The sequence below is a fragment of the Mycobacterium haemophilum DSM 44634 genome (assembly GCF_000340435.2).
GTDB classification, from domain to species: Bacteria; Actinomycetota; Actinomycetes; order Mycobacteriales; family Mycobacteriaceae; genus Mycobacterium; species Mycobacterium haemophilum.
Genome location: NZ_CP011883.2, coordinates 1,837,754 through 1,859,182, shown reverse-complemented (window position 1 = coordinate 1,859,182; position 21,429 = coordinate 1,837,754). Strand labels below are relative to the sequence as shown.

Below are 21,429 nucleotides of genomic sequence, written 5' to 3'. Positions count from 1 at the left end.
GCCGTCGGCACCCGTCAGTGCCATGTCACCTAACATGTTTCCGCTGCCCGCAGTACAGCCGGAGCCATCAACAAAGCGGGCCGAGCGATTCACCAGCTCGATGATCGTCGGCAGACGCTGTTCGGGCTCCAATAGCGATGCGTGTTGTATCGCCACCTCGACGAACCGCGCCTGCCCGATCCGATGGGCTCGCCACCAGCTTCAGCCATTTGGGGCCACCTGCTGTCCTTTCTGCGACACCATCCGCCAGGACCGACTTCTGCCATTGATCACTGTGCTCTCCTGACACCGATAGCGTCGAGACTTTCACTTGCGATGCGGCTCGGGAGAAACAGCGCCATGGCGGCCGTATCCGCGGTCGCTACCCACCGCCCAACGCGCTTTCGACGCCTTCGGTTCTCCGCGTGCACATCAAACCTCGACGACCGTTGCCGGTTTGTCCTGGATATACCTGACGAACCCGCCAGAGCATCGATCAGCCTGCGGAACAACAGATTTCGGCTCGGATGGCGGATCGACTCTTTCTCCGCAATATTGGTGTAGTCCGGCCGCGCCAGTTGTAGCATTTTGTTTGGCAGTGCTCAGCCGACGGAAGAGGCCAGCGATGTCTTTTGTAGTAGCGGCACCGGAAGCGTTTGCGGCGACAGCAACAGATTTGGCCGGTATCGGATCGGCGCTGACCGAAGCCAACGCGGCGGCGGCGGTGGCCACCACCGGCGTGCTGACAGCGGGCGCTGATGAGGTGTCGGTCGCGATCGCCGGGCTGTTCGGGCAGTATGGCCAGGTCTACCAAGGGCTCAACGCGCAGGCGGCGGCGTTTCACGACCAATTCGTGCGCGCCTTGGCCGCCGCCGGCAGCATGTATGTATCCGCGGAGGCGGCCAACGCATCGCCGCTGCAGGAACTGCTCAACCTGGTGAACGCGCCCACCCAGATCCTGCTCGGGCGCCCGCTAATTGGCGACGGTGGCAACGGATCTGCGCCAGGTCAGGCCGGCGGGAACGGCGGGTTGTTGTACGGTAACGGCGGCAACGGCGCGCCCGGCGCGGCAGGGCAGACCGGCGGCGCCGGCGGAAATGCCGGGCTGATTGGCAACGGCGGGGTGGGTGGCACCGGCGGGACCGGCTCCACCGGCGGCGCCGGTGGAGCCGGCGGATGGTTCTACGGCAATGGCGGCAACGGCGGGACCGGTGGAGTCGGCCTCGCCGGCGCACCTGGCGGCGCCGGTGGAGCCGGCGGCAACGCCTGGCTGTGGGGCACCGGCGGCAGCGGCGGGCAGGGCGGTGCCGGCGGTCTGGGCGCGACCGGTGTCAACCCCACCGCGCACCAGACGAGTCAGGCGAACGCCGGCGCTGTCGGCTCCAACGGCCCTGTCGGCGGCAACGGCGGCAACGGCGATAATGGCGCGATGGTGGGGCAGGCCGGCGGTGACGGTGGCACCGGCGGCAAAGGCGCTTTCAACAGCCCCAATATCCCCGCGGTCGGCGGCACTGGCGGCAATGGCGGTGCCGGCGCTGCCGGCGCGCCCGGCGGGGACGGCGGCCATGGCGGCGCCGCTAGCAACCTATCAACAGGAGGCACTGTGGGTGGTGCCGGGGGCGCGGGGGGTGCCGGCGGTGACGGCGCGCCCGGTGGGCGCGGCGGCGACGGCTACGGCACCAACGTCACCACTAGCACCGGAGGAGCGGGCGGGGCTGGCGGCTCCGGCGGGCTCGGAGCTGACGGCGGGGCTGGCGGTACCGGCGGCATAGGCAAGATCGGCGGCAACGGAGGCAATGGAGGTAATGGAGGTGTCGGCGCGGCCGGCGGGACCGGCGGGGTCGGCGGCACCGGCGGGCGGGCGGTCACGGCGGGCTGCTCTTCGGCGACGGTGGCGCCGGCGGGGCCGGCGGAGCCGGCGGCCTCGGAGGTGTCGGCACGATCGGCGGGACCGGCGGGGACGGTGGAGCTGGCGGCGGGTCCGCGGTCACCGAAATCGGCGGTGTCGGCGGAAACGGCGGTAATGGCGGGACGGCGGGGAGGGCGGGGCCGGAGGCGACGGCGGAAACGGCGGAATCGGCGGCGCCGGCGGGCTGTTCGGCCACTCGGGCGCGTCCGGAGCCGGCGGGACCGGCGCCACCGGCGGCGGTGGCGGGGCCGGCGGAAATGGCGGGGCCGGCGGAAATGGCGGCTTCGGCAACGCCGTACCAGTAAATGGCCTCCCGGGGGCCCACGGCGCCACCGGCGGCACCGGCGCCACCGGCCTCGACGGCCAGCCGGGCTAAACCCGAGTCCAGGTGCGCCTACCGCAAGTCCGCGGCGCGCTCAAGTTCGGTCAATGCGGGCCCGATGGCGTCGGTCATCTCGTCGATGTCGTTGGCCACTTCGGGGGTGGTCACGAACCCAAAATCCAAGTGGTCCTGATACGAGAAGCACGTGATGTTCAGGGCGACGTCCATGGCCGGTGGCCCCAGTGACACCAGCGATTCCAGCCGCGCGCCGGCCATTTCTTTGGCGCTCTGGGTGCTCGCATGGATGGCCTGGAGCCGTTCGCCGGGGTCGGCCACGTTGGCGGCAAGTGACCCAGTCATCGAGCTGATCCGGTTCCCGACCTCACTCATCGTCTCGTCAGTGCGGGGGGAAACCGGAATCTGCGCGATAAGCGGCTTGGCGGGCAACTCATCACGCTTGTGCAGGTATTCGCGGGCCGCACCAGCCACCAGTACAAGTACGGCGTCGTTGGGCTTGACGCCGAAGGCATCCTTGACGGCCTTGGCCCGGGCCAGCTCAACGCGACAGCCGCTAATCCGCCGGTGCGGCGAGACTGACGCGTTGAATCGGGTCTTGGGCGCTTCAAAGTAGCGCAGCGGCTTGCTGCGGATGCCAAGGACGGCGATCTGCTGGCGTACGGTCTGCTGCACCAGCCTGTGCGCCGCGGAAAGCTGATTAAGCGTCCTCCAATTCGCCCAACTCCTCCTCACACCACTTCGCGGCGCGCATCGGCGTTAAGCGTCCTCCAATTCGCCCAACTCCTCCTCACGCCACTTCGCGGCGCGCATCGTCGTTAAGCGTCCTCCAACAAATCTGGCGTCACCGCGGACTCGGTGTCGGGGATGCCTTCGACCTTCGCTTTGCGGTCCGCCATCGACAACAACCGTCGAATACGGCCTGCCACAGCGTCTTTCGTCATTGGAGGGTCGGCGAGCCGGCCCAGTTCCTCTAGCGAAGCTTGTCGATGCTCGACGCGCAGTTTGCCTGCCGAGGCCAGATGATCGGGCACCGTATCCCCGAGTATCTCCAGCGCCCGCTCCACTCTGGCGGCCGCCGCGACCGCGGCCCGCGCCGAACGGCGCAGATTGGCGTCGTCGAAATTAGCGAGCCGGTTGGCCGTCGCCCGCACCTCGCGACGCATCCGACGCTCCTCCCAGACCAGCCGGGTGTCCTGGGCGCCCATTCGGGTCAGCAGCACGCCGATCGCCTCACCGTCGCGCACCACCACACGATCGACACCACGCACCTCGCGGGCCTTAGCACTGACTCCCAGCCTGCGCGCCGCGCCCACCAGCGCTAGCGCAGCCTCTGGGCCAGGGCAGCTGACCTCCAATGCTGACGAACGTCCCGGCTCAGTCAGCGATCCGTGCGCCAAAAAGGCGCCCCGCCACGCAGCCTCGGCATCGGCGAGACTGCCGCCCACGACCTGGGCCGGCAAACCGCGTACCGGGCGGCCACGCATGTCAAGCAGACCGGTCTGACGTGCCAGTGCCTCACCGTCGTTGGCCACCCGCAGCACGTATCGAGTATTCTTGCGAATCCCGCTGGCCGACAAGACATGCACAACCGCGTTGTAGCCGTACAGGTCAAAGATGTCCTTGCGCAGCCGTCGCGCGATGTTGCCCAGGTCGACCTCAGCTTCAACCACCACACGGCCACCGACGATATGCAACCCGCCAGCGAACCTCAGCAAGGACGTGACTTCCGCACGACGCGCGCTGACCGATTTCACTACCAGGCGGCTCAATTCGTCCTTGACTTCGGTCGTCATCGCCACGCGTCGTCACCCCTTGGTCCCTTGCCAACCGGTCCATTCACCCCGGTCTGTGGACGTTCACCGTCGAGCCGAATCTGGTCGGTGGCGGTCACCGTAGGCGCCGACGAGTCCCGGTTACCTACCCGCACCCCGTCCAGGGCCGCCGCCAGCTTGCCCGGGTCATGTAAAGGTGTACCAGGTCTGGCCACGTCGGCGAAGTGGACCTCGGCCTGCAGCAGTGTCGCGGCGCGGCGCAGCTGCTCCCGCTCCCGGTCACTCGGCACCCGGCCGGCGTCGATGATGATGTCGTGGACGGTGAACCCGGGCGCGTGCTGGGCAAGCACATGTAGGTGACGCTCCACGGAAAATCCCGCCGTCTCCCCCGGCTCGGCCACCAAGTTGAGCACCAGCGCTCGCCGGGCGGTGGTGGCCCGCAGCGCCGCGACAAGCCCCGGTACCAGCACATGCGGGATCACGCTGGTGAACCACGACCCCGGCCCTAGTACCACTAAGTCGGCGGCCATGATGGCGTCGACAGCCTGTCTGGTCGCCGGCGGGTCCACCGGAAGCAACCGCACCCGCCGCACCTTTCCCGGTGTGGACGCGATCGCCACTTGGCCGCGGATCAGCCCGAATATCCGTGGGTCGGCCTCTAGACCGGACACGTCGGCTTCGATCTGCAGCGCGATCGGGCACATCGGCAGCACCCTGCCTTTGACCCCGAGGATGCGTCCGACCTCGTCGAGCGCGGCAACCGGATCAGCTAGCACCTCACTGAGGCCAGCAAGCATCAGATTCCCGATCGGATGTCCGGCCAGGGCACCGCTGCCGCCGAATCGGTGCTGCAGGATAGTCGCCCACAGTCGTCCATACGGGCTGTCGGATGCCAACGCCGCCAGGGCCATTCGCAAATCGCCTGGTGGCACCACGCCCAGTTCACTGCGCAGCCGGCCCGAGGAGCCTCCGTCATCGGCGACGGTCACGATCGCCGTGACGTAGGGGGTGAGCCGACGGGCTGCCGACAGCGTCGCGTACAGGCCGTGCCCGCCGCCCAGCGCAACGATGCTTTGGTTACTTGGGGAGCATCCAGGTGAGCTCATTCGCGACCCAAATCCCGGTGCAGCACCCGCACCGACAATTGCAGATCCGACCGCAGCAGTCCCATTAATGCTTCCGCGATCGCCACGCTGCGATGCTTGCCGCCGGTGCACCCGATGGCGACTGTCATATAGCGCTTCCCCTCCCGTCGGTAGCCGTCGACAACCAACGAAAGCAATCGATGGTAAGTCTGCAGAAACTCAGCCGCGCCGGGCTGGCCCAGCACATAGTCGCGCACCGCCGGATGCTGGCCGGTGAGTGGACGTAATTCGTCAACCCAATGCGGATTCGGCAGGAACCGCACATCCATGACGATGTCGGCGTCCATCGGCAGGCCGTACTTGAAGCCGAAGGACTCCACGGTGACGCTGGTGGTCGCGCCGGCATCACCACCGAACGCACGCTCGATGCTTTCCCGCAGGCCGCGCACGGACAGCGTCGACGTGTCAATGATCAGGTCGGCTGTAGCGCGAACCGGAGCCAGCATCCTCCGCTCAGCGGCAATGCCTTCGGCCAACGTCTGCTCGCCCTGCAGTGGATGGCTACGCCGATTCTGTTCGTAGCGACGCACCAACATGTCGTCGGATGCCTCCATGAACACCACGCGCGGAGTGATGTTGCGGGTGGCGAGCTCGCTGCGCACCGAGTCCAGATCGCCGGTGAAGCCGCGCGATCGCACATCCATCACCACCGCCAGCTGGGTGATCCGCGACCCAGCTGCCAACCCGAAATCCACCATCCGGGTGATCAGCTGGGGCGGGAGGTTGTCGGCGACATACCAGCCGAGGTCCTCGAGCACCTTGGCCGCGGTGCCGCGCCCGGCCCCGGACAAGCCGGTCACCAGAACGACGTCGATTCCGACCGCGACCTCACCCGGCGCGCGCGTAGTACCGGGCCGAACCTCGCTATCCTCACCGTGAGTCGTCATCCGTCAAGCTCCGGGCGAGTCGGGTCGCAGCGCCTCGAGGACGGCGGTGGCCGTTGCCACGCCGATGCCCGGAACGGCAGTGATCTGGTCTACGGTGGCCTCCTTGAGGCGCGCTATCGATCCGAAGTGGGTGACCAGCGCCTTGCGGCGGTGCTCTCCTAAACCCGGCACCGAGTCCAGCGCCGATGCGGTCATTCGCTTGGATCGCTTGCTGCGATGGTAGGTGATGGCGAACCGGTGCGCCTCGTCGCGGACCCGCTGCAGCAGAAACAGGCCCTCACTGTTGCGCGGCATGATGACCGGGTCCGGCTCGGACGGCACCCACACCTCTTCGAGCCGCTTGGCCAGACCAATCACCGCCACATCGGTGACACCGAGCTCGTCAAGCACTGCGCTGGCCGCGTTGACTTGCGGCGCGCCGCCGTCGACGACATACAGATTCGGCGGGTAGGCGAACCTTCGCGATTTTCCTTCCGGCGAAAGCATGTTCGGGTCGCTCTGATCACTTAGGTGTCGCATGAATCGGCGCCGGGTCACCTCAGCGATGGAGGCGACATCATCAGAGCGCCCGTGCCCAGCAGCTTCCCTGATCCCGAAGTGGCGATAGTCCGACTTGCGCGGCAAGCCGTCCTCAAATACCACCAGGGAACCCACCACGTCGGTGCCCTGCACGTGGCTGATATCGACGCACTCGATCCGCAGCGGCGCATCGGCCAAACCCAGTGCGTCTTGAATATTCTGCAGCGCAGCTGATCTGGCGTTGAAGTCACCGGCACGCTTCAGCTTGTGTTGCTGCAGCGCCTCTTTCGCGTTGCGCTGCACCGTCTCAGCTAGCGCACGTTTGTCGCCGCGTCGTGGCACCCGTAGCGCGACCCGGGATCCGCGCAGACCGGACAGCCAACTGGCCAACTCGTCGGCGTTGGACGGTAGACACGGCACCAATACCTCGCGGGGGACCGGGTTGGCGGATTCGTCGGCAGCACCATCTAACTCCGCCTGCTCGCCGTAGAACTGTGTCAGAAACTGCTCCACCAATAGCTCCTCCCCGGATTCCCCTGGGTCGCCGAGCTTTTCAACAATCCAGCCGCGCTGGCCACGCACCCGCCCGCCACGGACGTGGAACACCTGCACCGCCGCCTCTAGTTGGTCGTCCGCGAATGCCACCACGTCAGCGTCAGTGCCATCGCCAAACACCACCGCCTGCTTCTCCAGGGCCCGCTTGAGCGCAGAAAGGTCGTCACGAAGCCGCGCGGCTCGTTCGAAATCGAGTTGCTCGGCTGCGGCGTTCATCTGCTGTTCCAAGTCGCGGGCATACCGGTCGGTCTTGCCGGAGAGGAAGTCGCAAAAGTCTGCCACGATGTGGCGATGCTGCTCGGCGCTGACCCTACCCACACACGGCGCCGAGCATTTGTCGATGTAGCCGAGTAGGCAGGGACGGTCGATCTGCTTGTGTCGCTTAAACACTCCAGCAGAACAGGTTCGAACCGGGAACACCCGGGTGAGCAGGTCCAGCGTTTCCCGGATGGCCCACGCGTGCGAGTACGGTCCGAAATAGCGCACGCCCTTGCGCCGCGGACCGCGATAGACCATCAGCCGGGGAAACTCCTCGCTCAGGGTGACTGCCAACACCGGATAGGACTTGTCGTCGCGGTAGCGGACGTTGAAGCGCGGATCGAATTCCTTGATCCAGTTGTACTCCAGCTGCAGCGCCTCGACCTCGGTGTTGACCACCGTCCACTCGACCTTGGCCGCGGTAGTCACCAGTTGCCGAGTCCGCGGGTGCAGGTTCGCGACGTCGGCGAAGTACGACGTCAGCCGGCTGCGCAGGCTTTTGGCCTTGCCGACGTAGATGACGCGCCCGTGCAGGTCCCGGAATCGGTACACACCCGGCTCGACCGGGATGGATCCGGCCGCGGGGCGATACGTCGCGGGATCTGGCACGTATCTAGGCTAGTGGTCGCTGGCAGAGCGCTTAGACAGGCGGTGGGTCGTCGGGGTCGGGTCGTGCCCGGTCACGGAATGCGATCCCACTCCTGGCCGGGTCCATCGAGGCCGCAATTGAGGTGGTTCACCTCAGTCCCCGGGTTCGGTGCGCCGAAACCAGCATTGAGGCAGCCAGCGAGGACGGTTGAGATCTGGCCGTTGGGCTGGTCACTCCAACGCTGGCCGAGCCCACCGTTACAGGGCACGAGGGTCACCGGCCATTCGCTCAGTACGTCGACTGCCAAGCAGTTGCCGGGAAATGCCACGCTCTCGATCTGCCCGGGAGAGTTGAAATTCCAGCGCTGGGTTTTCGACCCGTCGCAGGGGTTGATCACGGCCGGCGCGTTGAAGTTCCCACTCGGGCCGTCCAGACAAACCTCGCCCAATCGGCTCTTCAACTGGACCGGGCCATCGGCACTCGCCACACCAGCGTTTAGCGCCGCGACGGCGAACACCGCGGCGACCACGACAACGACCCGGCGCACACCACCCCTCAACCGCGACCCATGCACGTCAGTTCTTCCTCTCATCTTGGTCCACCTCAACCGCGATGACTCACGCCGTGATCTCGTCGAGGTGGAATGTCTCGATCGTGACTAGAAATACCCGAGCGAGCCCGATTACGGAACGCTATACCACTGTTGGTCGGGTGCATCGGGGTCGCACCAGCGGGTCGACACCCACGTCCCAGGTCCCGGCCCGCCGAGAACGGCGAGGCAGCCATCGAGTTCACCCTTGACCTGGCCGTCGGGCTGAATGGTCCAATGCTGGGAGAACCAATTTATACAAGGCTGGAGGTGCGCCCACCAACTCTCCCCTGGCTGCATCAGGCACTCCCCGGGGAAGGCCACGCTCTCGAGCTGCTGGTCAGCGGTGAGACTCCAGCGCTGAAAGTCCGTCCCATTGCAGGGGTTGATCACCACCGGGCTGACCCAGCTGCCAGTCGGAGCGTCCAGACAAACATCGCCCAATCGGCTCTTCAACTGGACCGCGCCATCGGCGCTCGCCACCCCAGTGTTTAGCACCGCGACAGCCAACGCTACGCCGACGATGACAAGGGCCCGGCGCACACCGCCCCGCAACCGCGATTCACGCATTTTCAACTCCCCTTCTCAGTCTTTGGTCCCACCCCTCACGCATCATAAGCGGCGTGGTCCATGCAGATACCACCGAAAGGGGTAAGTATCCAACTGTTTGACAAGTCGCTTGGCATCGCAGGCCGAGGTTAGCAGACCGCGGGACCACGGCGAGTCCACGGAGGATGCTGAAGCCACTGAGCCACATCGGTTTATACGTTCCGCTATGACCTTCTTGTCGACGACGACCGACTCTGCCTACAGCGCTGGCAAGACGAAGCGCGAACCCTCGAAGAGCGATGCCGCCGAGCATTCGACTAACTGAGCACTGACGAAAGTAGTTGCTGCCCAGCTGGATTACGGTTGCGACTGTATCTAGCTAGCCGAAGATGCGCCTTCGGACGATCGAAAGACGGATGCACACTGAATCAGTGTGCATCCCAAGAGATTAACAACAGCACGGCACCCGACGACCAGACCACTTTGCAGCCATATATGTATTTGATCGGCTGGAAAAGCTGCAGGGTTTGGCGCAGCAATGTTTCGGCACGCCGCACCTGGCCCAGGCGCCAAAGGCACGGTGCAACCGTCAATAACACGTATCCCCGCAGAATCGACTCATCGCGGGTTTGGGCCACCGCTTGAGCTTGTTCAGACCAGCGCAACCAACTGCACTTCGACATCGTCGGTTGCGGTCAGGGCCCGCTTCACACAGTCCTGGGCCCGCTCAACAAACAACGTCACTGCGTCATAGCCGGCCAGTGATCGCGAAGGCGTTGCGTGAACGCTGGACCACCGCCGGCATCAGTGCTCGGGCGAGTCCGGCCGATATCGTGCCAGCAGCGCACGCACAGCGTCCATGGCGTCCACAGCACGATCCTTATCAACAGCCTGGATCGCCATCAACGGGATGTACTCATCATCGGGCAGGTCGATCCGTGCCCAGCGGCCGCTTGACGGAAATGACACGTCAACCACATCCGACCACGGAATCAGCCTGTAACCCAAGAGATTACGCACTGAAAGTCCTGCAGCGCCGCCCCGAAGTCGCGGCCGCGCGAACAACAGCACTGCGCTCGCGATAACCAGTCCGAGCGCGCCGATCGCCACCTGATCGGCGGTCTGGAAGACCACCCCACTGGACTTGATTCTGAGCAGCAAGCCCACCGTGATGTGCGCCGCTGCGATCAGAAATGCTGCAGCGTAAGCAAATAACGGCGTCCAGTAAGGACGCAATTCCACATCCCAGTCCCGGTCCACCCGTGCGGTCATGTCCGAGCGCGCAAGTTAAGCAGGGTCAATGCGGTGGTCAGGGCAGCCGCTGCAGCCTGGGCCCCCTTGTCCTCGGCCGACGTCGGAAGCCCGGCCCGATCCAGCGCCTGTTCCTCGGTATTGGTGGTCAGCACACCGTTGCCAACCGGCGTCGAAGTATCCAGCGCGACGCGCGTCAGGCCCTGCGTTACGGAATTACAGACATGGTCGAAATGTGGTGTGGCACCACGGATCACGACACCCAGGGCAACGACGGCATCATGGGTTCGAGCGAGCTCCTGCGCCACTACCGGAATCTCAATGGCGCCGAGCACGCGGACCACCGTCGGGTTGTCAACACCCGAGTTGGCAGCAACTTTGCGTGCGCCCGCCAACAACGCATCGCAGATCCTGCCGTGCCAGGTGCTCGCGACAATACCGAGCCGCAGACCGGACGCGTCGATCGTCGGAACCTCCGGCACACCGGCTCCACCGCTCACAAGCGCCGCTCCTTCCCCCACAAGTGGGTGGTACCCCCATCCCGGCAAGCGGGAGGTGCCCCCACATCGCTTCGCTCTGCATCGTCGTCGACGGTCACAAAGCACCGCCGAATTCACCTGGCAAATGGGCTGATTCATGAAAATCATCTAACCCGGCCAGGTCGTGGCCCATCTTGTCGCGCTTGGTCATCAAGTAACGGATGTTATCCGCGTTGGCCCGCACCGGAAGCGGCACCCGCTCGATGATGTGCAATCCGTACCCGTCCAGCCCGACCCGCTTGGCCGGGTTGTTGGTCAACAGCCGCATCGAGCGCACTCCGAGATCGACGAGTATCTGCGCACCAATGCCGTAATCCCTTGCATCGGCCGGGAATCCAAGCTTGAGGTTGGCGTCCACGGTGTCCGCGCCAGCGTCCTGCAGCTGATAAGCCTGCAGTTTATGCATCAGCCCGATACCTCGACCTTCGTGGCCGCGCATGTACAACACCACGCCGCGTCCTTCTCGCGCCACCATCGCCATAGCGGCGTCGAGCTGGGGCCCGCAGTCGCAACGCCGTGAACCGAACACATCACCCGTCAGACACTCGGAGTGCACCCGGACCAACACGTCGTCGCCGTCAGCGTTGGGTCCGGCGATCTCGCCGCGGACCAGTGCCACATGTTCGACGTCTTCGTAGATGCTGGCATAGCCGATAGCGCGAAACTCTCCGTGACGGGTCGGGATCCGGGCTTCAGCGACCCGCTCGATGTGCTTCTCATGCTTGCGCCGCCATTCGATCAGGTCGGCAATGGTGATCAGCGCCAGATCATGCTCATCAGCGAAGACCCGCAACTCGTCGGTCTGTGCCATCGAGCCTTCGTCCTTCTGGCTGACGATCTCGCAGATCGCGCCCGCGGGTTGCAGTCCAGCCAGCCGGGCCAGGTCGACGGCGGCCTCTGTGTGGCCCGGCCGGCGCAACACACCGCCGTCCTTGGCACGCAACGGAACCACATGGCCGGGACGGGTGAAATCGTCGGCGACGCTGGCCGGGTCGGCCAATAACCGCATGGTGGTAGCCCGATCAGAAGCCGAAATCCCGGTGCCGACGCCGTTTCTCGCATCAACAGTGACCGTGTAGGCGGTCCCGTGTTTGTCTTGATTCACCGCAAACATCGGCAACAGACCCAGCCGGTCGCAGATCGCGCCGTCTAGCGGCACGCACAGGTATCCCGAGGTGTAGCGAACCATAAAGGCCACCATCTCCGGCGTCGCCTTTTCGGCGGCGAAGATCAGGTCGCCCTCGTTCTCGCGGTCCTCATCATCGATGACGACGACGGCTTTACCGGCCGCAATGTCGGTAACCGCCCGCTCGACGGAGTCCAACCTCGTCATCTATGCCACCTTGCTATCAAATGGGCCCAGGCACGCAGCCCACACGCTGCATTCAGTATGAACCACCGCGCCGCCGCGGTTATTACCACGGCTTTTTCAGGGCAGATTCAACGGTATGAGCCCCGCGGCTGCGCGGCGCGGCCGCAATGTCGCTGCAAGAACGGCTATCGGGTCAAATCCCCAGTGGGAGCGTTCTGTAGTAGCCGCTCAACATATTTGGCGATGACGTCCACTTCAAGGTTCACCTGCGTTCCCACCGGAGTACGGCCGAGGGTGGTCAGCTCTCGGGTCGTTGGGATCAACGAAACCTCGAACCAGTCCCGGGGCTCAGCACCGAGCCCGGAGACCGTCAGTGAAATCCCATCGACGGTGATCGAGCCCTTTTCGACGATATAGCGAGCCACCGGCGGGGGCACCTCGATCCGCACCACCTCCCAGTGCTCTGAAGGCGTACGGGCCACCACCTCACCGGTACCGTCCACATGTCCCTGCACGATGTGCCCGCCGAGCCGGCTGTTGATGGCCGCGGCGCGCTCCAGATTGACCCGGCTGCCGACCCGTAACTCGCCCAAGTTGGACCGATGCAGCGTTTCGGCCATCACATCGGCGCTGAATTGGCCGTCGGGCAGCACCTCCACCACCGTCAGGCACACGCCGTTGACCGCAATCGAATCGCCATGTCCAGCGTCGGCGGTGACGGTGCGACCGCGAATGACCAGGCGCGCCGCATCGGCATGGGCGTCGCGGCCGGTCACCTCTCCGAGTTCCTCGACAATTCCGGTGAACATGGCACCAGGCTAGTTGGCCGTCCTCCCAGCCCCTATCGGGCACGGCAAACGCCGTTGTCAAGCGACGTCGGCACGCCGCGTTCGACCCCCACCACTCCCCGTGTTTTCCGGGCCGGTCACTGGCACCCTCTACGATGCAGGGTATGCCAGCCCCCAGACGTCACCGCCGTCTCTTCGCCGTCCTCGCCACCCTGAGCATTGCCACCGCCGTGATCGCCGGCTGCTCATCGGGCTCCAAGCTGAGCGGCGGACCACTGCCCGACGCGACGACCTTGGTCAAACAGGCCACCGACGTCACCAAGAACGTCACCAGCGCACACCTGGTGTTGTCGGTGAACGGCAAAATTACCGGGCTGCCGGTCAAGACACTGACGGGTGACTTGACCACGAAGCCGAACACCGCCGCGTCGGGAAACGCCACGATCACCATTGGCGGGTCTGATCTGAATGCCAACTTCGTGGTCGCCGACGGGGACCTGTACGCCACCCTGACGCCGAACAAATGGAGCGATTTCGGCAGAGCCTCCGACATCTACGATGTCGCGTCGATCCTGAATCCGGAGACCGGCCTGGCCAACGTGCTGGCGAACTTTACCAGCGCCAAGGCCGAGGGCCGCGACAGCATCAACGGTCAAAGCGCCGTCCGCATCAGTGGAAACATCTCCGCAGATGCGGTAAACAAGATCGCGCCGCCCTTCAACGCGACGCAGCCCGTGCCGGCCACCGTCTGGATTCAGGAGACCGGCGATCACCAGCTAGCGCAGATCAGGATGGATAAGAGTTCGGGCAATTCCGTCCAGATGACATTGTCGAATTGGGGCCAGCCGGTGCAGGTCACCAAGCCCCCGGTGAGCTGATGAGCACGCAGGCGGGACGCCGAGTCGCGATCAGCGCCGGCAGCCTCGCGGTACTGCTAGGGGCCCTGGACACCTATGTCGTGGTCACCATCATGCGCGACATCATGCGTGACGTCGGCATCCCGGTGAACCAGATGCAGCGGATCACCTGGATCGTCACCCTGTACCTGCTGGGCTACATCGCCGCAATGCCACTGTTGGGCCGGGCTTCCGACCGATTCGGCCGCAAGCTGTTGCTACAGGTCAGCTTGGCCGGATTCGCCGTCGGGTCAGTGGTCACCGCGCTGGCCGGGCAGTTTGGCGACTTTCATCTGCTGATCGCCGGCCGCACCATCCAGGGGGTAGCCAGCGGCGCGCTGCTGCCGATCACTCTGGCGCTGGGCGCGGATTTGTGGGCACAGCGCAGCCGCGCTGGCGTGCTCGGTGGCATTGGCGCCGCGCAGGAGCTCGGCAGCGTGCTGGGTCCGCTGTACGGAATCTTCATCGTCTGGCTCTTCAGCGATTGGCGATACGTGTTCTGGATCAACGTCCCGCTGACCGCGATCGCCATGCTGATGATCCAATTCAGCCTGCCCTCGCACGACCGCGGCGACGAGCCGGAGAAGGTCGACGTGGTCGGTGGTGTGCTGCTGGCCATCACGCTAGGCCTGGTGGTCATCGGGCTCTACAACCCCCAACCCGACGGCAAACAGGTGCTGCCCAGCTACGGGTTGCCCATGCTGGTCGGGGCGATCGTCGCCGCGGTGACATTCGCGGTCTGGGAGCGCTTCGCCCGCACCCGGCTAATCGAACCGGCCGGTGTGCACTTCCGGCCATTCCTGTGCGCACTGGGCGCATCGGTTGCCGCGGGCGCGGCGCTGATGGTGACGCTGGTCAACGTGGAACTGTTCGGCCAGGGTGTGCTGGGAATGGACCAGACCCAAGCGGCCGGTCTACTGGTGTGGTTTCTGATTGCGCTGCCGATCGGGGCGCTGCTGGGCGGGTGGATCGCCACCATGGCCGGGGACCGCATAATGGCCTTCGTCGGGCTGCTCATCGCCGCGGGTGGCTATTGGCTGATCTCCCACTGGCCGGTCGACTTGCTGAACTATCGGCACAGCATCTTCGGTGTATTCAGCGTGCCCGCCATGCACTCCGACCTGCTGGTGGCCGGCCTGGGACTCGGCCTGGTGATCGGCCCATTGTCGTCGGCTACCCTGCGTGTTGTCCCGGCGGCGCAGCACGGTATCGCCTCGGCGGCAGTGGTGGTAGCCAGGATGACCGGCATGTTGATCGGGGTAGCCGCGCTGACTGCCTGGGGGTTGTACCGGTTTAACCAGATCCTTGCCGGGTTGTCGACGGCGGTCCCGCGCGATGCCACCTTAATTGAACGCGCCGCCGCGATAGCCGGCCAGGCTCAGCGCGCATACACGATGATGTACGGCGACATCTTCACGATCACGGCCATCGTATGTGTCATTGGAGCGCTGCTGGGTCTGCTGATCAGCGGCCGCAAGGAACACGCGAACGAGCCAGAAGTCGTCGAGCTACAGGCGGCTACCGCGCCACCAGGCTGAGCACCAGATCAGGGCCAGCTCGATCGATGCCGTCGAACTGCCAGCGCAGCGCCCGCGCGATGTTGGGCACGCCTACGTCGTCAACGGCAGTGACGGGGCCACCCAGCAGGATCGGCGCGACGTAGGCCAGGATCCGGTTGATGACTCCGGCCCGCAGGAAAGCACCGGCGAGGGTGGGGCCCCCTTCCAGCAGTACATCGGTCCGATCTGAGAGCGCCTTGAGGACCTCCATGGGATCGTGGGTACGAATCACCATGGTGCGCGAATCGTCGTTGAGAACGTTGGCTTCTGGCGGTATGTCCCGCATGCCCACCACCACTCGCAGCGGTTGCCGGTCGGCCAGCGCACCGTTGGCCAGGCGGGCCGTGAGGGTCGGATTATCAGCCAGGACGGTGCCGGTGCCGACCACGATCGCATCGGCGGTGGCGCGGCGACGATGCACATCGGCGCGCGCGGCTTCGCTGGAGATCCACTGGCTGGAGCCGTCGGCGGCAGCGCTGCGACCGTCGATGCTGCTGGCGTACTTCCACGTCACGTGCGGCAGCCCGGTCCGCTGCTTGTGCAGCCACTCCCGCAGCGGTCCGGCGGTCACCAAATCAGCCAACACCCCGGACCGCACATGCACGCCGGCTGCCGTCAACCGGGCCGCGCCGCCACCGGCGATCGCGTTAGGGTCGGCGACGCCATAGACCACCGTTCCTACTCTGGCTTCCAGCAGCGCGTTCACACATGGCGGCGTCTTGCCGTAGTGGTTGCAAGGCTCGAGGGTGACCACCGCAATGGCGCCGGCGGCCGTACCGCCGGCCTTACGCAGCGCCACCACCTCAGCATGGTCACCGCCGGCCGGCTCGGTGGCGCCAACGCCGACAACCCGCCCGTCGGGGTCCACAATGACCGCCCCGACCGGTGGATTCGGATAGGTGGTGCCCTTAACCAGGTAGGACTGTTCGACAGCCAGCCGCATGGCGGCGTCGAGGCTGTCGACCGTTTGAACGCTCACCGGCGTAGATGCGACGACACGGCACCAGCCTGTCGCCGTAAGGCGGCTACCGCGGCGCTGGGGTCGGCCACGCCGTAAACGGCCGATCCGGCGACGAAACAGTCCACGCCAGCTTCGGCTGCCTGCTCAATGGTGTCCGCATTGATGCCGCCATCGATCTCGACCAGGATCGTCAACTCGCCCGAATCGACCATCTTGCGTACTGTACGCACCTTGCTCAGCACTTCGGGGATGAATTCCTGGCCCCCGAAACCGGGCTCCACCGACATGATGAGCAGGGTGTCGAAGTGCGGCAAGATATCCAGGTAGGGATCCAGCGGTGTCCCAGGCTTCACGCTGATCCCCGCTTTTGCGCCAGCGGCCCGGATATCGCGGGCTACCCCGACCGGATTGTCGGTGGCCTCGGCGTGGAAGGTGACGTTATAGGCACCCGCTTCGGCGTACGGCGGTGCCCACCGGTCTGGGTTGTCGATCATCAGATGACAATCCATCGGGATGTCGCTGGCGGCCAGCAGGCTCTGCACCACCGGCAGTCCGATCGTCAGGTTCGGCACGAAGTGACCGTCCATCACATCGACATGCAACCAGTCGGCGCCCGCCACGACGGCCGCTTCATCGGCGAGCCGGGCGAAATCAGCGGCCAGGATCGACGGCGCGATCAAGGGTCGCGCATGGTGGCCAGGCATGAGCGACAGATTAGTCCGGCGACGATGCGTGCCGCGGCGCGGCTCACGCCAGGCGGCGCAAGGCGGCCGCGAACATGGCGTCGGTGCCGTGCCGGTGCGGCCAAAGCTGCACATACGGACCATCGCCCAGCCCCTCGGTGATCGGCTCAAACAACGACCGGGTGTCCAACGCGCACACCGGATGACGACGCAACGCGTCGGCTATCACTCCTACCGTCTCGGCCAGGTGCGGTGAACACGTCGAATAAAGCAGCACGCCACCGGGTCGGGTCAGCGCGATCGCGGCACTCAGCAGCTCGCGTTGCAGCTTGGCTAGCGCTGGCACGTCACTAGGCTGACGCCGCCAGCGGGCCTCGGGCCGACGGCGCAGTGCGCCTAACCCGGTGCAGGGCACGTCGATGAGCACCCGGTCGAAACCCGGGTCGAGGCCGGACTGGCGCCCGTCGACACGCAGCACGTCTACCGGCAACCCGCGGGTATTGTCCACCACCAGATCGGCACGGCGCGGCGCCGGCTCGACTGCGGTGACCCGAGCGCCGCAGCCGGCACCCAGCGCAGCCAGCAGCGCGGTCTTGCCGCCCGGCCCGGCGCACAGATCCAGCCATCGGCCAGTGTCACCGTCGACCGGTGCCAGGGTGAGTGCGCGGGCCACCAACTGACTGCCCTCATCCTGGACCAGGGCTGCGCCGTCGCGCACCGGTGCCAGCTGTCCGGGGTCGCCACCAGAGAGGTACACCGCATACGGCGAGTACCGACCAACGGTGCCGTGCACCGTGTCGGCTAGTTCTGCAGCGCTCAGCACTGAAGGGCGGGCCGCCAAGTGCACCCGGGGCCGTTCGTCGTCGCTGGCCAGTACCGCGTCGAGCTCTGTCGCCGCCGAACCCAGCGCGTCAACGAAGGCCTGGGCAATCCAGCGTGGATGGGCATGGACGAACGCCGCGTACCCGATCGGATCGCCTGACGGGTCGGGGGCCAGCTCGTCCACCCAGGATCGCTCGTCTCGCTCGGCGATAGTACGCAACACGCCATTGACGAAACCCGCTCGCGCCGAGTCAAATTCGATTCCGGCCTGTTCAACGGTGGTGGACACCGCGGCGTGCGCCTCGACGCGGGTACGCAGCAGCTGATAGGTGCCCAGCCGGAGCAGGTCGAGTAACACCGGATTGATCGCTTGCGGCGAGCGTCCCGCCGCCGCACCGATGACCGCGTCGAGCAAACCCCGGGTTCGGCACGCGCCGTAAGCCAGCTCGGTGGCGAACGCCGCGTCTCGTCCGCTGATACCACGTTGCTGCAGCAGTGCGGGCAGCGCAAGGTTCGCATACGCGTCGCGTTCACTGACCGCTCGAAGCACTTCAAACGCAGCGTGACGCGCCGGGTCCAGCGGCCGGCGACGCGGCCCGCGTGCTCGATTCTGCGGTCGGACTGGTTTGCGGTCTGGCTGGTTTCGGCGTGGCTTAGCCTGGCCTGAGGTCATAATGCCCGCACTGCGGGGTCCAGCCGGGCGCCCCGCGCCCAGTCGACAGCGTTCATGAGTTTCTTTCCTGGCGGCTGAATCTGGCCCAGCCGCACCGGATCTGATCCAGTACCGATCCACACGCTTTTGCGGTCTACGTGAATACCACCGGGCGGCAAGGGCTTCAACGGCCTCGGCAGATCAGCAGCGCCAGCGTCGAGGTGCACAGGTCCGAGTTTGACCCGTAACTCACCGATAAATGTCCAGGCCCCCGGGTTGGGCGTGACGGCCCGAATGCGACGCTCAACAACTGGAGCCGGCAGATCCCAGCGCACCCGGGCCTGCTCAACGGTGATTTTCGGCGCGACGCTAACCCCTTCGGCCGGTTGCGGTCGCGGTGTCAGCGTCGCGTCGGCGATGCCGTCCAGTGTGCTCGACAGCAGCGTCGCCCCGGAAACCGCCAGTCGCTCAAGCAGATCGCCAGCGGTGTCAGTCGGCTGGATCGTCTCGGTGACGACTCCATAAACCGGTCCAGAATCCAGGCTCGGCTCGATCTGGAACGTCGTCGCTCCGGTGATCGTGTCGCCAGCGGCGATCGCAGCTTGCACCGGCGCCGCGCCGCGCCAGGCCGGCAGCAGCGAGAAGTGCAAGTTAACCCAGCCGCGCGGTGGCACCGCGAGCAGCGGATTGGCCAGCAGCGCGCCGTAGGCCACCACCGCGCAACACTGCGGTGCCAACTCCGATAGTTCGCTGACAAACTCGGGCGAGTTCGGCCGAGCTGGCCGCAGCAATGGAATGCCGCGGTCGAGCGCCTCGCGGGCCACCGGCGACGGTTCCGGCTTGCCCCTCCTGCCGGATGCGGCGTCGGGCCGGGTCAACACGGCAACCACGTCATGACGAGGCGAGTCGATGAGACGACGCAGCGCGGGCAGCGCGGGTTCGGGGGTGCCGGCAAAGACGAGACGCACCGGAACAGTCTAAGAACGGTCCCCGTCCTTGCTATTCCGCAGGCCGTGTACATGTGTCGTAGGCCACATCGGTGACATGCACAAATCACCCACAGATGTTATAGACATTTACTATTGCAAGTGCATACTATTTCTAGCGGGCATTATCGCCACCTGGGAGGAGATCAGAGTGAACCTCGACATACCCATCCATGAGGACCAGTCACTTGCGGCTACGCATCGAGCGATGTGGGCACTGGGCGACTACGCTCTGATGGCCGAGGAGGTGATGGCCCCATTGGGGCCAATCCTGGTCGCCGCCACGGGCATTCGACCTGGCGTTCGAGTACTCGACGTCGCCGCCGGCTCCGGCAACATCTCGCTTCCTGCCGCCAAGACCGGCGCCACCATTGTCTCCACCGACCTGACGCCGGAGCTGTTGCAGCGCTCCCAGGCCAGGGCTGCAGAGCTCGGGTTGACGCTCGAATACCGGGAAGCCAATGCACAAGCCCTGCCGTTTGGCGACGGGGAGTTCGATGTCGTGATGTCGGCCATCGGCGTGATGTTTGCGCCAGACCATCGACGCGCTGCCAGCGAGCTGGTTCGAGTTTGCCGGCCCGGCGGGACGATCGGTGTGATGAGCTGGACGCAAGAGGGCTTCTTCGGCCGAATGTTAGCCACCATCAGGCCATACCGGCCAAGCCTCTCGGCGGCCTTACCCCCGGCGGCGCTATGGGGACGCGAGGCCTACATCCGCGGGCTGCTGGGCGATGGCGTCAGCAACGTCAAAACGGAGCGCAGACAGCTCGAGGTGAAGCGGTTCGCCACCGCCCAGGGCGTCCATGACTACTTCAAGAGCCATTACGGTCCAACGATCGAGGCCTACGCAAACATCGGCGACAATGCAGTGCTAGCCGCCGAACTCGACGCCCAACTCACCGAGCTCGCACAGGAATACCTGACGAACGGCGCGATGGATTGGGAATACCTGCTGCTCACCGCTCAAAAGCACTGAGACCGGCCGCCCTGAGCTCGGCACCCTCCGGCCCCCAACGCCGAGCTCGGGGCGCTGCCACAAAGACTTGACCATCGGCCCTTTGCAGCGAGCCGTGGCCACGCCTACATGTCTATATCGAGGTGCGCGTCTGGCTCACCGCCAGCGGCGCTGAATGCCGTCAAAGCCCGTACCAGCCCGTGACGTTCGGGAGGTGGCATTTTTTCGACGATTCGCGCGATTTCGGCACGCCGCTGCGAGGTGACCCGCCCGACGATCTCCCGTCCACGCTTGGTCAACGCGGCGAGCAGTTCCCGCCGCGAGGTCGGGTGCGGCAGGCGATCGATCAGCCCGGCGGCGACCAGCCGATCGACCATCCGGCCAGTGGCCGACGGTTGCACACCCAACAAACCAGCCAAGGTGGCCAGGTTGACCGGCCCCCGATTGGACAAGATCACCAGCGTTCGGAACTGCGGAATGGTGATCGTCTCGTCGACCTCGCCGATCGAGTGAGCCGAGACAGCGACCAGCAACCGGGACGCCGTCAGCAAGGCATCGGTGATGCCATCCAACGACTCGTCAACTGCCGCCGCATTTTCCGTTGCCATCATGCCCCCATGTCCAGAGCCCTTCTCGGGCCGCCAACGTCGTTGTCGTACTACCCAGGCTAAAGCATAGAAAGTGTAACAGCCCTATAGTGTGGCAATTATAGACTATTGCACTCACACACTATTGCCACAGACCGCGATCGAAGGTACCGGTCGAAAATTCCTGCCCGCAACGGCGAGGTTCTGGCGGTACTTGGCCCAACCCTGTGCGCTACCACCGGTATTCGTTCCGGCGATCTTGTCCTTGACGTAGCCGCCGGCTCGGGACCCCGCTGCTATGGCCGGTACCCATTCGCCCCGCGTCATCAACCGCGTAGCCGCGCTCG

General features: G+C 65.5%; 19 protein-coding genes and 3 pseudogenes. 5 read left to right on the top strand and 17 right to left on the bottom strand.

What is annotated here, in order from left to right; all coding sequences use genetic code 11:
* Positions 1 to 66: 66 nt before the first annotated feature.
* Positions 67 to 192 (bottom strand): annotated as a pseudogene (locus B586_RS22590) (hypothetical protein); the annotation flags it as partial.
* A gap of 412 nt (positions 193 to 604) precedes the next feature.
* On the opposite strand from B586_RS22590, the pseudogene B586_RS20040 reads away from it, so the two are divergent.
* Positions 605 to 2,264: pseudogene (locus B586_RS20040) on the top strand (PE family protein).
* An 18-nt stretch (positions 2,265 to 2,282) separates the two neighbouring features.
* Here the strand turns inward: B586_RS20040 and B586_RS08920 are convergent.
* The 11 genes from B586_RS08920 to B586_RS08865 form a co-directional block, all read right to left on the bottom strand.
* Entirely contained in the window at positions 2,283 to 2,960 is a 678-nt protein-coding gene (locus B586_RS08920) for a WS/DGAT domain-containing protein (RefSeq protein ID WP_257720476.1), read from the bottom strand.
* An 83-nt stretch (positions 2,961 to 3,043) separates the two neighbouring features.
* The gene (whiA, locus tag B586_RS08915) at positions 3,044 to 4,021 is read right to left on the bottom strand and encodes a DNA-binding protein WhiA (protein WP_047316297.1); all 978 of its coding nucleotides are present in this window, start codon (positions 4,019 to 4,021) and stop codon (positions 3,044 to 3,046) included.
* On the bottom strand, positions 4,018 to 5,106 hold the full coding sequence (locus tag B586_RS08910; RefSeq protein ID WP_054880153.1) for a YvcK family protein: 1,089 nt from the start codon (positions 5,104 to 5,106) through the stop codon (positions 4,018 to 4,020). The genes whiA and B586_RS08910 overlap by 4 nt, the downstream gene beginning before the upstream one ends.
* Positions 5,103 to 6,032 (bottom strand): RNase adapter RapZ, encoded by a 930-nt coding sequence (gene rapZ / locus B586_RS08905; protein ID WP_047316261.1) that lies wholly within the window; start codon positions 6,030 to 6,032, stop codon positions 5,103 to 5,105. The genes B586_RS08910 and rapZ overlap by 4 nt, the downstream gene beginning before the upstream one ends.
* Before the next feature lie 3 nt (positions 6,033 to 6,035).
* A complete protein-coding gene (gene uvrC, locus B586_RS08900; protein ID WP_054880154.1) occupies positions 6,036 to 7,973 on the bottom strand; it encodes an excinuclease ABC subunit UvrC in 1,938 nt (645 codons plus the stop codon).
* A gap of 71 nt (positions 7,974 to 8,044) precedes the next feature.
* Positions 8,045 to 8,527 (bottom strand): Rv1419 family lectin, encoded by a 483-nt coding sequence (locus B586_RS08895; protein WP_156406882.1) that lies wholly within the window; start codon positions 8,525 to 8,527, stop codon positions 8,045 to 8,047.
* Between the two features lie 108 nt (positions 8,528 to 8,635).
* Complete coding sequence (locus B586_RS08890; RefSeq protein ID WP_054880156.1) at positions 8,636 to 9,112, bottom strand: Rv1419 family lectin; 477 nt, start codon at positions 9,110 to 9,112, stop codon at positions 8,636 to 8,638.
* Between the two features lie 783 nt (positions 9,113 to 9,895).
* The gene (locus tag B586_RS08880) at positions 9,896 to 10,363 is read right to left on the bottom strand and encodes a PH domain-containing protein (protein ID WP_054880157.1); all 468 of its coding nucleotides are present in this window, start codon (positions 10,361 to 10,363) and stop codon (positions 9,896 to 9,898) included.
* The gene (ribH, locus tag B586_RS08875; RefSeq protein WP_054880158.1) at positions 10,360 to 10,842 is read right to left on the bottom strand and encodes a 6,7-dimethyl-8-ribityllumazine synthase; all 483 of its coding nucleotides are present in this window, start codon (positions 10,840 to 10,842) and stop codon (positions 10,360 to 10,362) included. The genes B586_RS08880 and ribH overlap by 4 nt, the downstream gene beginning before the upstream one ends.
* A 94-nt stretch (positions 10,843 to 10,936) precedes the next feature.
* A complete protein-coding gene (locus tag B586_RS08870) occupies positions 10,937 to 12,214 on the bottom strand; it encodes a bifunctional 3,4-dihydroxy-2-butanone-4-phosphate synthase/GTP cyclohydrolase II (protein ID WP_047316268.1) in 1,278 nt (425 codons plus the stop codon).
* A 164-nt stretch (positions 12,215 to 12,378) separates the two neighbouring features.
* Positions 12,379 to 13,002 carry a riboflavin synthase gene (locus B586_RS08865; RefSeq protein ID WP_047316269.1) on the bottom strand — a complete coding sequence of 208 codons (624 nt, stop codon included), beginning with the start codon at positions 13,000 to 13,002 and terminating at the stop codon, positions 12,379 to 12,381.
* 143 nt (positions 13,003 to 13,145) lie between these two features.
* On the opposite strand from B586_RS08865, the gene B586_RS08860 reads away from it, so the two are divergent.
* Both B586_RS08860 and B586_RS08855 read left to right on the top strand, forming a co-directional pair.
* Positions 13,146 to 13,859, top strand: coding sequence for an LppX_LprAFG lipoprotein (locus tag B586_RS08860; protein ID WP_047316270.1), 714 nt, complete (start codon positions 13,146 to 13,148; stop codon positions 13,857 to 13,859).
* On the top strand, positions 13,859 to 15,415 hold the full coding sequence (locus tag B586_RS08855) for an MFS transporter (RefSeq protein WP_054880159.1): 1,557 nt from the start codon (positions 13,859 to 13,861) through the stop codon (positions 15,413 to 15,415). The genes B586_RS08860 and B586_RS08855 overlap by 1 nt, the downstream gene beginning before the upstream one ends.
* Here B586_RS08855 and ribD read toward each other — a convergent pair.
* From ribD to fmt, 4 genes are read right to left on the bottom strand one after another with little or no spacing between them, the layout of a single operon-like run.
* A complete protein-coding gene (ribD, locus tag B586_RS08850) occupies positions 15,396 to 16,379 on the bottom strand; it encodes a bifunctional diaminohydroxyphosphoribosylaminopyrimidine deaminase/5-amino-6-(5-phosphoribosylamino)uracil reductase RibD (RefSeq protein ID WP_276012167.1) in 984 nt (327 codons plus the stop codon). The two genes, B586_RS08855 and ribD, sit on opposite strands and share 20 nt — an antisense overlap.
* Before the next feature lie 32 nt (positions 16,380 to 16,411).
* Positions 16,412 to 17,101 (bottom strand): ribulose-phosphate 3-epimerase, encoded by a 690-nt coding sequence (gene rpe, locus B586_RS08845; protein ID WP_054880160.1) that lies wholly within the window; start codon positions 17,099 to 17,101, stop codon positions 16,412 to 16,414.
* 43 nt (positions 17,102 to 17,144) lie between these two features.
* Positions 17,145 to 18,575, bottom strand: coding sequence for an RsmB/NOP family class I SAM-dependent RNA methyltransferase (locus B586_RS08840; protein ID WP_054880161.1), 1,431 nt, complete (start codon positions 18,573 to 18,575; stop codon positions 17,145 to 17,147).
* A complete protein-coding gene (fmt, locus tag B586_RS08835) occupies positions 18,572 to 19,522 on the bottom strand; it encodes a methionyl-tRNA formyltransferase (RefSeq protein ID WP_054880162.1) in 951 nt (316 codons plus the stop codon). The genes B586_RS08840 and fmt overlap by 4 nt, the downstream gene beginning before the upstream one ends.
* A 226-nt stretch (positions 19,523 to 19,748) precedes the next feature.
* On the opposite strand from fmt, the gene B586_RS08830 reads away from it, so the two are divergent.
* Positions 19,749 to 20,516 (top strand): class I SAM-dependent methyltransferase, encoded by a 768-nt coding sequence (locus B586_RS08830; RefSeq protein ID WP_276012166.1) that lies wholly within the window; start codon positions 19,749 to 19,751, stop codon positions 20,514 to 20,516.
* A 104-nt stretch (positions 20,517 to 20,620) separates the two neighbouring features.
* Here the strand turns inward: B586_RS08830 and B586_RS08825 are convergent, their stop codons facing one another.
* Positions 20,621 to 21,106 carry a MarR family winged helix-turn-helix transcriptional regulator gene (locus tag B586_RS08825; protein WP_168162524.1) on the bottom strand — a complete coding sequence of 162 codons (486 nt, stop codon included), beginning with the start codon at positions 21,104 to 21,106 and terminating at the stop codon, positions 20,621 to 20,623.
* A gap of 174 nt (positions 21,107 to 21,280) precedes the next feature.
* Between B586_RS08825 and B586_RS20880 the strand changes: the two are divergent.
* A pseudogene (locus B586_RS20880) lies at positions 21,281 to 21,370 on the top strand (SAM-dependent methyltransferase); the annotation flags it as partial.
* Positions 21,371 to 21,429: the final 59 nt, after the last annotated feature.